This is a genomic window from Streptomyces iconiensis, from assembly GCF_028657195.3.
Taxonomy (GTDB): Bacteria; Actinomycetota; Actinomycetes; order Streptomycetales; family Streptomycetaceae; genus Streptomyces; species Streptomyces iconiensis.
The window spans coordinates 258,446-273,038 of the sequence record NZ_JANCPR020000003.1 but is presented as its reverse complement, the minus strand read 5'-3'; the positions used below and the strand labels follow the sequence as shown (position 1 = coordinate 273,038).

General features: G+C 71.9%; 12 protein-coding genes. 5 read left to right on the top strand and 7 right to left on the bottom strand.

Annotated elements, in window-relative coordinates:
• Positions 1-169 precede the first annotated feature (169 nt).
• On the bottom strand, positions 170-1,135 hold the full coding sequence (bla, locus tag NMN56_RS04155; RefSeq protein WP_274045180.1) for a class A beta-lactamase: 966 nt from the start codon (positions 1,133-1,135) through the stop codon (positions 170-172).
• A 413-nt stretch (positions 1,136-1,548) separates the two neighbouring features.
• Between bla and NMN56_RS04150 the strand changes: the two genes are divergently transcribed.
• The 3 genes from NMN56_RS04150 to trxA all read left to right on the top strand — a co-directional run bounded on the left by NMN56_RS04150 (position 1,549) and on the right by trxA (position 4,220).
• Positions 1,549-2,436, top strand: coding sequence for a LysR family transcriptional regulator (locus NMN56_RS04150; protein ID WP_274045181.1), 888 nt, complete (start codon positions 1,549-1,551; stop codon positions 2,434-2,436).
• Positions 2,437-2,597: 161 nt separating this feature from the next.
• A complete protein-coding gene (locus tag NMN56_RS04145; RefSeq protein WP_274045182.1) occupies positions 2,598-3,500 on the top strand; it encodes a serine hydrolase in 903 nt (300 codons plus the stop codon).
• A gap of 330 nt (positions 3,501-3,830) precedes the next feature.
• Complete coding sequence (trxA, locus tag NMN56_RS04140) at positions 3,831-4,220, top strand: thioredoxin (protein WP_274045184.1); 390 nt, start codon at positions 3,831-3,833, stop codon at positions 4,218-4,220.
• 181 nt (positions 4,221-4,401) lie between these two features.
• On the opposite strand, the gene nhaA is transcribed toward trxA, so the two are convergent.
• On the bottom strand, positions 4,402-5,802 hold the full coding sequence (gene nhaA, locus NMN56_RS04135; RefSeq protein ID WP_283742476.1) for a Na+/H+ antiporter NhaA: 1,401 nt from the start codon (positions 5,800-5,802) through the stop codon (positions 4,402-4,404).
• A 413-nt stretch (positions 5,803-6,215) separates the two neighbouring features.
• A complete protein-coding gene (locus NMN56_RS04130; RefSeq protein WP_274045187.1) occupies positions 6,216-7,601 on the bottom strand; it encodes an ABC transporter permease in 1,386 nt (461 codons plus the stop codon).
• A gap of 142 nt (positions 7,602-7,743) precedes the next feature.
• On the opposite strand from NMN56_RS04130, the gene NMN56_RS04125 reads away from it, so the two are divergent.
• Positions 7,744-8,379 carry a TetR/AcrR family transcriptional regulator gene (locus NMN56_RS04125; protein WP_274045188.1) on the top strand — a complete coding sequence of 212 codons (636 nt, stop codon included), beginning with the start codon at positions 7,744-7,746 and terminating at the stop codon, positions 8,377-8,379.
• Between the two features lie 44 nt (positions 8,380-8,423).
• On the opposite strand, the gene NMN56_RS04120 is transcribed toward NMN56_RS04125, so the two are convergent.
• Positions 8,424-9,491 (bottom strand): ATP-dependent DNA ligase, encoded by a 1,068-nt coding sequence (locus NMN56_RS04120; protein WP_274045189.1) that lies wholly within the window; start codon positions 9,489-9,491, stop codon positions 8,424-8,426.
• Between the two features lie 276 nt (positions 9,492-9,767).
• On the opposite strand from NMN56_RS04120, the gene NMN56_RS04115 reads away from it, so the two are divergent.
• Complete coding sequence (locus NMN56_RS04115; RefSeq protein WP_274045275.1) at positions 9,768-11,303, top strand: ATP-dependent DNA ligase; 1,536 nt, start codon at positions 9,768-9,770, stop codon at positions 11,301-11,303.
• A gap of 78 nt (positions 11,304-11,381) precedes the next feature.
• Here the strand turns inward: NMN56_RS04115 and NMN56_RS04110 are convergent, their stop codons facing one another.
• The 3 genes from NMN56_RS04110 to NMN56_RS04100 all read right to left on the bottom strand — a co-directional run bounded on the left by NMN56_RS04110 (position 11,382) and on the right by NMN56_RS04100 (position 14,456).
• A complete protein-coding gene (locus NMN56_RS04110) occupies positions 11,382-11,837 on the bottom strand; it encodes an HIT family protein (protein WP_274045276.1) in 456 nt (151 codons plus the stop codon).
• Between the two features lie 41 nt (positions 11,838-11,878).
• Entirely contained in the window at positions 11,879-12,664 is a 786-nt protein-coding gene (locus NMN56_RS04105) for an aldo/keto reductase (protein WP_430542463.1), read from the bottom strand.
• Positions 12,665-12,920: 256 nt separating this feature from the next.
• Positions 12,921-14,456 carry a purine-cytosine permease family protein gene (locus tag NMN56_RS04100; RefSeq protein ID WP_274045191.1) on the bottom strand — a complete coding sequence of 512 codons (1,536 nt, stop codon included), beginning with the start codon at positions 14,454-14,456 and terminating at the stop codon, positions 12,921-12,923.
• Positions 14,457-14,593 lie beyond the last annotated feature (137 nt).

Below are 14,593 nucleotides of genomic sequence, written 5' to 3'. Positions count from 1 at the left end.
CGGGCGCTCCGCGCATTCTGGCGGAAGGCACCCCGTTCCCCATGGTGCGAGGGAGGCGAGAGTGCCGGATGAGCCGAACCGGTGATCCTGTCCACGCCCGCTACCGGAGCCGGTCCACGCCCGCCGCGGGAGCCGGTCCGCGCCCGCTACGAGCGGGTGCCTGCGCCCGCTACGAGAGCGTGTCGGCGACCACGGAGGCCGCCTCGGCGATCAGCTTGTCGTCGTGTTCGGCATCTTCGTCGGCGCGGTTCGACATGATCGCCAGGACGAGGGGCGCGGAGTCGGGAGGCCACACCACGGCGATGTCGTTGCGGGCGCCGTAGCCGCTGCCGGTACCGGTCTTGTCCCCGATCACCCATTTCTCGGGCATCCCGGCCCTGATGACGTCGTCTCCTGTGGTGTTGGTCCGCAGCCACTTGGTGAGCTGCGCGCGTTCGGGCCTGTCGAGCACGTCCCCGAGCACGAAGGCACGCAGGTCCTTGGCCAACGCGCGCGGCGTGCTCGTGTCCCGCTTCTCGCCCGGGGCCCAGCGGCTCAGCTCCGGCTCGCGGCGCACCATGTGGGTCACGTCGTCACCCGTCTTCTCCAGCACGGCGTCGAGGCCCTTGGGCCCGCCCAGTTCGTCGAGGAGCAGGTTGCCCGCCGCGTTGTCGCTGTGGCGGACGGCGGCGTCGGACAGCTCGGCCAGGGTCATCCCGGTCCCCACGTGCTTCTCGGCCACCGGTGAGGGGTCGACCAGGTCGTCCTTGGAGAACTTGATGACCCGGTCCATGCCGCTCAGGCCGTGCTTACGCAGCACCGCGCCGGCGGCCAGCGCCTTGAACGTGGAGGCGTAGGGGAACCGTTCGCCATCGTTGTACGCCACCTCGCGTCCGCTGCCCGTATCCACGGCGTACACACCCAGCCGTGCGTCGAACTTCTTCTCCAGCCCTTTGAGGTCACGCGCTGCCCGCTTGGTCTCTGCCGCGGGCCCGGCCGTTCCGCCGTCCTTCCCCGCCCCGCCCGTTCCCGCGGTGGAGCCGGACGGAGACGGTGACGGATCCGACGACGTGCCGGTGCCGCAGGCGGCGAGCGGGACGAGGGTGAACGTGGCGAGCGCGCCGAGAACGGCACACCGGGCACGGGACTGCTGCATGATCCGAACCTCCGAGGCACCCCGCACGCGGGGCACATGGACAACAGGGGCGGCGCACCCCGTTCCGGGCAGGCGGTCACGAGTGGCGTGCTCAGCCCGGCAGGCCCTTCCGGCGCGTGCCGGTTCAGGCCCGCCCTCCCGGCATCTGAACCGGACAGGCCGATGGCCCGGCACCGGCACGTGACAGTTCCGGTCCTGGCTCGTCGGCCCCGGTCGCGGCTCGACGGCCCCGGTCCCGGCCCGACAGGCCAGATCCCGGCCCGACGGAACCGGTCCCCTACCGCCTTCCGGTAGGCGGCGGGGCCGGGCTCGTCTCCCGGTGTGTGCGCCGGGAGCAGCCTCACCTTTGGCGGCCCATGCGGTCCAATGCCCCCCTGCGCTGTTCCATGCCGATCTGGCATAAGGTTCACGCCGTGGATCTCGTGGGGGCGTGTCGCGCGTTCGTCAGCGTCAGCGAGCACGGCAGTTTCACCGTTGGCGCCGACGCGGCCCGGATGTCCCAGTCGGTGGCCAGCCGTCGCGTCGCGGCGCTGGAGGAACGCTTCGGTGAGCAGCTGTTCGAGCGCACCTCACGACGAGCCGTCCTCACACCGTTCGGCCGCGACATGCTGCCGGCCGCCAGACAGCTCGCGCAGGCGGCCGATGAGCTGCTGGACGAGGCGCAGGCCGCCAAGCGCAAGCCGTGGCGGCTCGCGGTACCCGGCGTCTGCTCGACGGCCGCTCTCGCACGCCTCGTCGCCGAAGCGCGCGGACAGGGCGTCACCCTCGATCTCCGCGTCGCCGCGCCCGCACGGCGCAGAGAGCTGGTCCACGCGCAGCAGGTGCGTGCCGCCCTGCTCGCTGTGCCGCCCGACGAGGCGCGGTGGTCCGTTCCGCTGGGGCTGGCCGCCGCTCGGGACCCCGGTATGAACCGCGTCCATCTGGAGACCCTCCGGGTCGGACGCGCCTCAGCAGGGCCGGCCCGGCGCGTCTGGATCCAGCCGGAGGACGACGTGCCGCACATCCGCGACCCGCTGACGCGCCTGCGCGACGCTGTCGGCCTGCGGCCTGCACAGCTCGTCGCCGGTGCCGACCTGACGACCGCCGCGGCCGAAGTCCTGTGCTCGTACGACCTGTTGCTGTGCTCCCCCGCACAGGCCGGGGAACTCGGGCTGTGCTGGCGGCCCCTCGGCGGTATCCCGCTCAGCCGCGGGTTCGCGCTCGCCGCCGCAGCCGACGGCAACCCCCAGCACCTCGAAGCCCGCCTGGGCGAAGCCCTCGCCCGCTGCCTCGGCGCCGAAACGGGCAGCGACGCACACTAGGGCACCGACGCACGAGAGGGCACGGAGGCGGACATCCGGACCGGCACGCAGGCAGACACGCAAGCGGGCACGCAGGCAGGCGCACGGACCAGCAGGCAGACCAGCACACGGACCAGCAGGCAGACCGGCACGCAGACCGGCGCCGCGGGAGGGCCAGCGGCATGAGCAGCGAGGCACTGCTCCGCGACATGCGCGGACAACTGCACGACGGCGGTCTGCGCGGCTGCTTCCTCGTGCGAGATCTGCGTACGGGCGAAGAGCTGGGCATCGACCCGGACACCCACCTGCCCTCCGCCTCCCTGGTGAAGGTCCCGCTCGCGCTGGCGACCGCCGAGCGCATCCGGCGCGGCGAGCTGGACGGGGCGGCGGCGATCGAGGTGCAGCCGGGGCGGATCACCACACCGGGCCCCACCGGGTTGAGCCGGTTCCGGCACCCCGCACGGATCGCGATCGACGATCTGCTCTACCTGAGCACCTGCGTGAGCGACGGCACGGCGGCGGACGCGCTGTTCGCGCTCACTCCACCTGGCCGGGTCGCCGGCATCCTGCACGAACTCGGTGTCCAGGGCATCACCGTCAGGCACGGCATGCTCGAACTGGCCGAGACCCCCGTGGAGCGCTTCGACGCCGGTCAGGCCCATCTCGCCCATGCCCTCGCCATCGAAGCGGGCACCAGCGGCCGGGGCCACCGGGTGCCGCAGCTCGACACCACCCGGGCCAACACCGGCAGCGCGCGTTCCTACGTCGACCTGCTGCACGCCCTGTGGGCCCCGTCGGCGATCCACCCCGAGGTGGCCGGCCGCGTGCGCGGGCTCATGGCCCACAACCTGCTGCGGCACCGGCTCACCCCGGACTTCAGCTCCGACGCGACAAGCTGGTCCTCCAAGACCGGCACCCTCCTCAACCTCCGCCACGAGATCGGCATCGTGGAGCACGCCGACGGGCAGGTCTTCGCCGTCGCCGTCCTCACCGAGTCGCTCGTCCCCGCGAGCACCCAGCCGGGAGCCGACGCGCTCATGGCCCACGTGGCCCGCACCCTGCGCGACCACCTGCGGCAGCTCTAACAGGCCGGAGCCGCCCCTCAGCGGCGTGCCGGCCAGGCCCGCAGTTGTTCACGAGGCACACGGCACCTACCATTCGGCGGCCGAGGGTGGGCAGATTTCCGCGGGCTCTCGTCGAACCCGCCGGGCGGCACCTCGCGCGGTTTCAGCAGCTTCCTTACGGGGCTCGCGGACACGTCCTCGCGGTCGTCGTACTGCGGCGGCCGGGGCTTGAGACCACGATTGCTCATGTGTGACCCCACCTGTCCGTGCCGGGAATGCCCAGCCAACAGACGATTGTTCCAACCGGGGTCAGGGCGGGGCCCGCCTTGACGCCCCGAGGCAGGAGAAAGCATGAGCACCATCGAGCTGACCAAGGAAAACTTCGAGGAGGTCGTTGCCGACAACGACTTCATCCTGATCGACTTCTGGGCCGAGTGGTGCGGTCCGTGCCGTAGCTTCGGGCCCGTCTACGAGGCGGCGGCCGAGCGGCACCAGGACCTCGCCTTCACGAAGGTCGACACGGAGGCCCAGCAGGAGCTGGCCGCCGCGTTCGAGGTCCAGTCGATCCCGACGCTGGCGATCATCCGCGACAAGACGCTGGTCTTCAGCCAGCCCGGCGCGCTCCCCGAGGCCGCGCTGGAGGACCTGATCGGTCAGGCGCGCGGCCTGGACATGGACGAGGTGCGCAAGGAGGCCGAGGCCGCTCAGCAGACCGGCCAGACCGCCGAGGGCCCGGCCTGAAGCAGCACACACCGCGTACGGGGACGCGCGGGGCGCCCGCCCCGTGAACGTCACGCACAGCGTCACGCACACGAAACGGCCGCCAGGGCGACTGAACCCGGGCGGCCGTTTCGCGCGTTCGCGCCCCTCCCCCACACTCGCCTTCCGCGCGTAGGCGCCCTGCCCCACGCCCCCCGCGGCCTCACCGTGGCTCCCCGCCCGCACCGGCCGGGCCGCCCGCACCGCCCGGTTCACCCTCTCCGTCGGCCGGTTCCTCTCCATCAGCCGGTTCCTCTCCGGAGTCCGTACCGTCCGTCAGAGCGCGGTGGTGGCGGGACTCCAGCAGGAGCAGCGCGGCGCCGAGGACGGCCGCGATCACGGAACCGGCGAGGATCCCGACCTTCGCGTCGCCCGCGAGCGCCGAGTCCTCGCCGAAGGCGAGGGTGGTGATGAAGAGCGCGACGGTGAAGCCGATGCCGCCCAGCACGGCGAGCCCCGTCACGAGCGGCCAGCCGAGTCGCGCCGGCAGCTCGCCCAGGCGCAGCCGTACGGCGAGCCACGAGAAGAGCAGGATGCCTACGGTCTTGCCCACGACCAGGCCGAGCACGATCCCCGCCGTCACGGGCGAGGCCAGGGCCTCCCCCAGCGCTCCGCCTGTGAGCGGGACGCCCGCGTTGGCCAGCGCGAAGAGCGGCAGGACGAGGTAGCTGCTCCAGGGGTGCAGCGCGGCCTGGAGCCGCTCGGTGACGGGGACGGTCTCGCCGAGGAGGAAACGGTAGCGGCGCAGGTCGTCCGAGCCGATCTCCTCGGGCGCCGTCTCCCGTGCCCTGCGCCGTGCCTGGTCCTGGTCGAGCAGGGGCCGCGCGGGACAGAGCAGGCCCATGGCGACACCGGCGAGGGTGGCGTGCACGCCTGATTCGTAGAGCGCGAGCCAGAGCACGAGGCCGAGTGCGACGTACGCATACAGGGACCACACCCGCAGCGCGCGCAGCACCGCGGCGGCGAGCACGGTGGCCACCGCGATCGCGAGCCAGGGCAGGGAGAGGTGCTCGGTGTAGAAGACGGCGATGACGGTGATGGCGCCGAGGTCGTCGACGATGGCGAGCGTGAGCAGAAAGACGCGCGCCGTGTTGGGCACGCGCTCACCGAGCAGGGCGAGGACGCCGAGCGCGAACGCGATGTCGGTGGCCATGGGGACGCCCCAGCCACGTCCGGCCTCGCCCCCGGTGTTGAGGACGAGATAGAGCAGCGCGGGGACGACCATGCCGCCGAAGGCCGCGATGACGGGTACGGCGGCGAAGCGGCGGTCGCGCAGCTCGCCCGCGACCGCGTTGTACTTGATCTCCAGCCCCACGACGAGGAAGAAGATCGCCATCAGCCCGTCGTTGACGGCCTCGCGCAGGTCGGCCGAGAGGTGGAAGGACCCGACCCGCAGCTCGGCCTCGGTGGTCCACAGCGTCTCGTAGGCGCTGCGGCCACCGCAGTTGACCCACAGCAGCGCAGCCAGGGTGGCGAGGAGCAGCAGGATCGCGCCCGACGTCTCGATCCGCAGGAAGGCGGCGACAGGCCGGGCGAGAAACCGTGCGACCCTGCGGTCGCTCATGGACAGGACGGGCCCGCTGCGCCAGATCTCCCCGGGCGGCCCCTGGCCGGACCGCCCGTCGGCCCGCTGTCCGGATCCCTGATCCGACCGCCGGGCCTGGCCTTGGTCCGACCGCCGGTCCGGGCCTTGGTCCGGCTCCTGGTCCGGCCCCTGGTCATCGCCACTCACGCGGCGATGTTAGCCCGTCCTATCCCTTATGGGCACTATGCCGCTTTCACGCCCGCACCTCGCCCGCACCTCACCCTCGCCGGCTCGCGCACGTGCCGGTCCGCGCACGTGGGGCGCCCGGTCCGCACACGTGCCGCGCCCGGCTCACGCAGCCGCGCCGGTACGTACCCGTACCGCGGGGGTTCGCATTGGGACCGCACGGATTCGCACCGTACGGCCCGTTGCGCACCCCCACACACGAGGGATCAGACCCCCGCCGTGTGGGCCGCCGCGTGCCGGGGCGCGAGGCGGAAGTCCTGGCGGGCCGGGTGTCCGTCCCGCGCGAGTACGCGGGCGACGGCGGCGAGGCGATCGGGGCTGCTGGCGATGACGTTGACGAAGTGGTCGGGCAGCCCGGACGCCGCGTACTCGCCGTGTTCGTCGGTGATGGCGCGCACCAGCTCGCGCCCCTGCGTGCCGGTCACCGTGATGGCGACCCCCTGGAGCGGGTGGCCGCGCTCGTCGGTGACCATGCCGGTCAGCGTCGGCTCCTGCTGGCCCATGCGGTGCGTGTGCGGGGCGACGGCGGCGGGCTGGGGCAGCTCGAACGAGGGGTCCTCGACCGGGGGTTCGGGTTCGGCCGCCTCGGCCGCCTCCTTGCGCTCGGCGCGGCGGTCCTTCCAGGCGCCGAGCAGGATCAGCGCGATGCCCGCCAGGACCCAGGCACAGATCACCATGACGGGTCGCCCGATGTCCTTGCTGTCGAAGTAGAACAGCCCGCGCAGCGCCTCGATCAGGTTGCCCATCGGCATGATCGGATGCAGCGCCCTGAAGAAGCCAGGCACCATCTGCACGGGGATGGCACCTCCGCTGGAGGGCATGCTGAGCAGCACGAACAGTCCCATGGCGACGCCGGGGAAGAACTGTTTGAAGAACGGCACGAGCCCGTACGAGGTGAGCGCGACGGCCTGCGTCATCAGGAAGACGAGGGGGATCGCGAGTGGCTCGTTCGGGATGACGTCCATCCCGCGTGCCACGAAGAAGGCGACGACGCTCTCGACGACACCGACGGCCACGAAGGTGGCGACCTTCTTCCGCCGCCCGAAGGTCGTGGCGCGCAACAGCATCATGACGCTCACGTACGACGGGATGGTGCACGCCAGCACGAGATAGAACAGTCCTGTCCCCATGCCGTCACCGGGCGCCGTCGGGGCCACGTCCTGCATCTTGAGCTGGCCGCCGCTCTGCTGCGCGACCGAGGTGAAGGTCTTCTGGAGGACGGACTCCAGCGAGTACCCGTCCGCCTTGGCGACGAAGAGCTGCGGGCTCTTCGCGTCCGGCACGAAACCTGCGGTCGCGTCGCGGTTGGTGACCGCGTCCCGCGCCGCGTCGGCGTCGGCGACCTGGTGGATGTCGAAGGAGCCGGGGCTCTTCTGTTCGAGCGCGTGCTCCAGCTGCCCCGCCGAGGGCCCCGCGACCGCCACGTCGACATGGTGCGGCACCGGGTTGTGGAAGGGCAGCAGGTAGCAGACGAGAAAGCCGGTGAAGAAGAACGCCGGGAACCAGAGCGTCTGCGCCAGCGTGCGCACGGTCGCACCGAGCGAGGAGGTACCGCCCTCTCCGCTCTCCGGTTCCGACTTGTGTTCCGCCATGGACGTGGTCCGCCTCCCTGGTTACGACGTCAGCCCAATAGGTGGCATGGGCAATGATTAGCAACGCTAACAGAAAGGTGCAGTGCTGCAAAAATGCATTACTGTAGGGAGCGCATGGAGAGGCACCGAACGGGGAGCAGAGATGGCCGCAGACCCCACCGCAGCCGCCGCCGGCGGGCTCCGGGAGCGGAAGAAGATGGAGACCCGCACCGCCCTGCGCGGTGCCGCCGTCCGTCTCTATCTGGAGCGCGGCCCCTCGGCCGTCACGGTGCATGACATCTGCGAGGCGGCCGGAGTCTCCCCGCGTACGTTCTTCAACTACTTCGACACCAAGGACGACGCCGTCTTCGACTGGGACCACCGGCTCACGGGCCAGCTCGTCGAGCTGCTCGCCGCGCGCCCCGAGTCCGAACCTCCGCTCGAAGCCCTGCGCCAGACCCTCCGTACGGCCATCCCCGCGCTGGTAGCCGACGCGGGCTGGCGCGAGCGGCGGCGCCTGCTGCAGGCATATCCGGAGCTGGTCCCCAAGCTCGTGCACAGCAACAGCCATATGGCAGAAGCGCTCACCGAAGCCGTCGCGGCCCGCACCCGGCTGACCGCCGACGCGCTCTACCCCCGGCTGGTCGCGGGCGCGGGGCTGACCGCGCTGCGCGCCTCCATCCGCACCTGGGACCCCGAATCCTCGGCCGATGAGCTGCTGGCCATGCTCGACGAGTGCTTCGCCGCACTGGGCGCCGGGCTGCCCGAACCCCGGCCGGCGGCGAGCGCCGGCGTCTGAGCGCTGCCGCGGCAGCGCCGACCGCGCCCAGGCTGCCCCGCGCCTCAACGGCCGCCGAGCGCCTCGGCCAGGTCGAAGCGCACGGGCTCTTCGAGCTGCTCGTACGTGCACGAGCGCGGGTCGCGGTCGGGGCGCCAGCGGCGGAAGAGGACGGTGTGCCGGAAGCGGTCGCCCTCCATGTGGTCGTACGCCACCTCACACACCCGCTCGGGGCGCAGGGGCACCCAGGACGCGTCCTTCTTGCCGCTCCATCTGCTCGGCGCCCCCGGCATCCTGCCCTCCTCGTGCGCCTCCTCCTCCCGCCAGCGTGCCCAGGGGTGCTCTTCGGGGTGGCCGGTGCGCAGCGGCTCCAGCTCCTCGTGCAGCGCCCGCCTGCGCGCGGCGGGGAAGGACGAGGAGGCGCCCACGTACTGGAGCGTGCCCTCCTCGTTGTAGAGCCCCAGCAGCAGGGAGCCGACGGCCCGCGCATCGCTCTTGTGCGCGCGCAGTCCCGCCAGGACGCAGTCGGCCGTGCGCTCGTGCTTGATCTTCAGCATCACCCGCTCCCCCGGCCTGTACGGCAGCTCGGGGCGCTTGGCGATCACTCCGTCCAGCCCAGCGCCCTCGTAGCGCGCGAACCACTCGGCCGCCAGCTCGGCGTCGTAGGTCACCGGCGCCAGGTAGAGCGGGTGCCGCGTCCCCTGCAGCGCGTTCGCCAGGGCCTGCCGCCGCTCGGACAGCGGCAGATCCATGGTCCCGAGGTCGCCGAGCGCCAGCAGGTCGAAGGCGACGAAGGCCGCCGGGGTCGTCTCCGCCAGCATCCGCACCCGGGAGGCGGCCGGGTGGATACGGGCCTGGAGCGTCTCGAAGTCCAGCCTCCCCTCCACGGGTACGACGATCTCGCCGTCGAGCACGCACCGCTCTGGCAGCAGCGCGCGCAGCCCGGTGACCAGTTCGGGGAAGTACCGGCTCAGGGACTTGCCGGTGCGGCTGCCCAGCGCGACCTCGTCGCCGTCCCGGAAGAGGACGCAGCGGAAACCGTCCCACTTGGCCTCGTACTGCATGCCCTCGGGGATACGGGAGACGGGCTTGGCGAGCATCGGTTTCACGGGCGGCATGACCGGAAGATCCACGGTCCCGATTCTGCGCGGCGGGCAACGGAAGCGCGCGGGGAGCGCCGCCGGTGGTGCGGCACCGGGAGCGCCGGCGGCGGTGCGACACGGGGAACACCGGCGGTGGGCGCACGGGACCGGCGGGGCATGGGCCCGTGGCGCGCTGCCGGCGTTACGCGGTGCCCGAGTACCGGGGGCCGGAGTTACCGGGGGCCGGAGTTACGGGGTGCCGCGTGGATGTCCGCGGGGTCTCGCGCGAGCGCTGCGGAGGCGGGCTTCCTGGGTGACCATGAGGCCATGCTGCTGGCCGATATCGCCCGTACGTCCCGCGAGATCACCGAGTCCCCGGCGCGCACGGAGAAGGTGGCGCTGCTGGCCGCGCTCTTCCGGCGGGCCGACCCGGGCGAGGTACCGGTGGTGGTCACCTACCTCGCCGGGCGGCTCCCCCAGCGCAGAACGGGGGTCGGCTGGAGTGCGCTGCGCGAACCGCCCGCACCCGCCGCCGACCCTGTGCTCACCATCGCGGACGTGGACGCGGCGCTCGACCGGATCGCGGCCGTCGCGGGCAAGGGCGCGCAGGGCGAGCGCAGGCGGCTGGTCGGCGAGCTGATGGCGGCGGCGACGGAGGAGGAGCAGCGGTTCCTCGTCCGGCTGATCGGTGGCGAGCTGCGGCAGGGCGCGCTGGACGCCTTCGCCGTCGAGGGGCTGGCATCGGCCGTGGGCGCCGAGCCCGGCGAGGTGCGGCGCGCTGTGATGCTGGGCGGCTCGCTCGGCGCCGTCGCACAGGCGCTGCTGGCCGAGGGCCCCTCGGCACTGGGCCGGTTCCGGCTGGAGGTGGGGCGCCCGGTGCTGCCGATGCTCGCGCACACCGCGAAGGACCTGGACGAGGCGCTGGACAAGCTCGGCCCGTGCGCCGTCGAGGAGAAGCTCGACGGGATCAGGGTCCAGGTGCACAAGGACGGCGACGACGTACGGGTCTACACCCGCACCCTCGACGAGGTCACCGACAGGCTGCCGGAGGTGACCGCTGCCGCGCGGCGCATCTCGGCGGGGCGCACCGTGCTGGACGGCGAGGTGATCGCGCTGCGGTCCGACGGGTGGCCGCGCCCGTTCCAGGAGGTCTCGGGGCGTGTCGCCTCCCGGCTCGACGTGGCGGGCGCGAGCAGCGAACTCCCCCTCTCGCCCGTCTTCTTCGACCTGCTCTCGCTCGACGGGCACGAACTGCTGGACCTGCCGGCCGTCGAGCGGCACGCCGCGCTCGCCGAGGCCCTGCCCACGGAGCTGCGCGTACGGCGCCTCGCGGTCCCGGACCCGGGCGACAGCGAAGTCCGCGCCGCAGCACGGCAGTTCGCGGAAGAGGTACTCACGCGTGGGCACGAGGGCGTGGTGGTCAAGGGGCTGGAGTCGGCGTACACGGCGGGGCGGCGGGGCGCCTCGTGGCTGAAGGTGAAGCCCGTGCACACGCTGGACCTCGTGGTGCTCGGCGCGGAGTGGGGGCACGGGCGGCGCGCGGGCAAGCTCTCCAACCTGCACCTGGGTGCCCGCCGCGCCGACGGCACGTTCGCCATGCTCGGCAAGACCTTCAAGGGCCTCACCGATGTGCTGCTGGCCTGGCAGACGGAGCGGCTGCGGGAACTGGCAACCGCCGAGGAGCCGTGGGGTGTGTGGGTGCGGCCCGAGCTGGTCGTGGAGATCGCGCTCGACGGGGTCCAGCGCTCCACGCGCTACCCCGAGGGCGTCACCCTCCGCTTCGCCCGCGTCGTCCGCTACCGCGAGGACAAGCGCCCCGAGGAGGCCGACACCGTGGAGTCGGTGACAGCGCTCCTGCGGTGAGAGGCCCTTGCGTGCCGGGGCGCGGGGACAGCCGAGGGCCCCGGGGGGGGCGGGGCCCGGGGGCCCGAGAGCCCGGGGTCAGATCTCGGCGCGGATGCGCGCGGCGACCCTGCGCGCCTCCGTTTCGTCCGCGTACTGCGAACGGGGCCAGAAGAAGCCGCGCAGGCCGTCCTTGTACTCGCGGGGCACCACGTGGAAGTGCAGATGCGGCACGGACTGGCTGACGCGGTTGTTCTCGGCGACGAAGGAACCGGCCGCCTCCATGCCCCGCTCCACAGCGCCGGTGACGCGGCGCAGCGCCCTGAAGTACGAGCCGACGGATTCCTCCGGCAGATCCGTCAGCGTCTCCACATGGGACCGTGCCACGACCAGGGTGTGACCGTGGAAGAGGGGGCGCCGGTCCAGGAAGGCGACGGCCGCTCCGTCCTCGTGCACACGGTAGGCGGGCAGCTCACCGTTGATGATCCGGCAGAAGACGCAGTCCGCGTCCACTGTCGTCTCCGCGTCCGTCGCCGTCTCCACGTCGGCTGTCATCTCCGCTTCCGCTTCCCTCTCCGCGTCCGCTTCCATGGCGGTCAGACGAGCGCGGCCGGGTCGGGACCGACGCGCGCTCCGGTCTCCAGCCGGCGGATCGCGCCCATGTCCTCGTCGTCCAGCGCGAAGTCGAACACGTCGAGGTTCTCCCTCATACGGGAGGGCGTGGCCGACTTCGGGATGACGACATTGCCGAGCTGGAGGTGCCAGCGCAGCACGACCTGGGCCGGGGTCCTGTCGTGCTTACGGGCCAGCCGGGTGACCGCCGGGTCGTCCAGCACGCCGTTGCCGCGTCCGAGCGGTGACCACGCCTCGGTGACGACGCCGTTGTCGGCGTCGAAGACGCGCAGCGCGTCCTGCTGGAGGCGCGGGTGCAGCTCGATCTGGTTGACGGCGGGAACGACACCGCTCTCGTCGAAGAGCCGCTGGACGTGCTCGGGATTGAAGTTGGAGACACCGATGGCCCGCGCCCGGCCGTCGGCGTAGATCTCCTCCAGCGCCTTCCAGGTCTCCACGTACCTGTCCTGCGTGGGCACGGGCCAGTGGATCAGATAGAGATCGACGTGGTCGAGACCGAGCCGTTCGAGGGAGGCGTCGACGGCGCGCAGTGCCTGGTCGTAGCCCTGATCGGTGTTCCACAGCTTGGTGGTCACGAACAGCTCGTCGCGCGGGATGCCCGACTCGGCCAGCGCGCGGCCCGTGCCCCCCTCGTTCTCGTACAGCGTCGCGGTGTCGATGCTCCGGTACCCGGCCTCCAGCGCGGAAGTGACGGCGCTCGCCGCCTCGTCGTCGGGGACCTGGAAGACACCGAAGCCCAGCTGCGGCATGGTGATGCCGTTGTTCAGGGTGACGGCGGGGACGGCTGCGTTGCTCACGGTGCGACCTCCGCTGGCTCGGGGCTGCATGCCGGCGTGCTCGGCATTCTCGGCGTGCTCGGCGGTCCTCCGCGGCTTCCGCGTGCCGTGGAGGCTTCCGCGTTCTCTGGTGCGTGTACCTGCGGCTTCCCCTGCCCATTCACGCACACACAGCCCCGGAGCACACGCCGAGAGACCTACCCCTGGTCGCCCCGGCCGCCCGGCCGGCTCACGCCCGCTCGCTCAGCCCGCCCCGCCCGGCTGCGGCCTGCCCGGTCCCGTCCTGCTCGGTCCCGTCCTGCTCGCGAGGCGCGGGGAGTACGGCGAAGAGCACGGCGGCGACCAGCGCGGTCGCGGCCCAGCCCAGACCGTTCTCGCCGATCCAGGTGGAGACGAAGGGACCGGTGAACCAGTCGACCTTGGTGAAGCCGAGACCGAGCAGAAGGGCGAAGCCCCAGGCGGTCATGGCCTGCCAGCAGTAGCCGCCCTTGTACCAGTACCGGCTGGTGGGCGAGAGGTCGAGCAGTCCCTCGGGGTGGTAGCGGACCGCCCTGTTCCGGCGCCGCAGCATGTCGATCCCGTACACCCCGACCCAGGCGGAGAAGGAGACGGCGAGCAGCGAGAGGAAGGAGATGAACGAGCCGTAGAAGCTCTTGGCGACGAGCATCAGCAGCAGCCCGCCGACGAGGCTGATGACCGCGTTGATGCTGACGGCAGAGGCCCGCGGCAGGCGTACGCCCATGGTCTGCGCCGTGAACCCGGCCGAGTACATCGACAGGCTGTTGATCAGCACCATGCCGATCAGCGCGATGAGCAGGTACGGCACGGCGAGCCACAGCGGCAGCGCGTCGCCGAGGAACGAGACCGGGTCGTTCGTCTTGGCCAGCGCGGGTGACTGGAAGGAGACCACGCCGCCCATCAGCACCATGGGCACCAGCGCGAGCAGGGCGCCCGAGATGGTCACGCCGAAGATGCTCTTGCCGGAGACGCTGTGCGGCAGATAGCGGGCGAAGTCGGGTCCCGTCGGGATCCAGCTGATGCCGCCCGCCGCGATGGTGCCGATGCCCGCGATCAGCATCGCCGTGCCGCCCGCCGGCTTGGAGAAGACCGCGCCCCAGTCCATGGTGCCGACGAGGTAGACCAGCACGAGCACGGTGAAGAGCCCGAAGAGGTAGGTCGACCAGGTGTTGCAGATGTGGAGCACCTTGCGGCCCATGCCGCTGACCAGGAACGTCACCCCGACGAAGGCCAGCAGGGTGACGACGATCAGTGGGGTGTTGCTCTGCACGCCGAAGAGCAGGTCGAGCACCGTGAGCACGGCATAGGCGCCGGTGACGGCGTTGATGGTCTCCCAGCCGAAGCGGGCGACCCACAGGATCATGCCCGGGAAGTAGTTGCCCCGTACGCCGAAGGTCGCGCGCGAGAGCATCGCGCCGGGCGCACCGCCCCACTTGCCGGAAACGGCGAGCAGACCGACCAGGCCGAAGGAGAGCGTGCCGGCGAGCGCCGCGGCGAACAGCACCTGCCAGAAGTTGAGGCCGTTGAAGACCACCAGCCCCGCGCCCATCGTCAGCAGCAGCACGCTGATGTTGGTCGCCACCCAGGTGGGGAACAGCTCCCGGGCTCTGCCCCGCCGTTCGTTGTCGGGCACGGGCTCGATGCCGCGGGTCTCGATCGTCTCCTCGACCGGCTCGGCCGAGGGCGCTGCGTGGGAGGACGCCTGTACGGCGTCGGAGGCGCTGGACACGCCGGGTGAAGCTGCCATGGATGGGGCTCCGTGCCTGGATCTCTGATGCATCGTGCGTCATTGCATTGCATGGCCCTGACCAGGACCGCGCCGGACTCTACGCGCGTTGCGAAAGCCGTTCTATCGTACATAGACACACGATCGCCCCCCGCCAC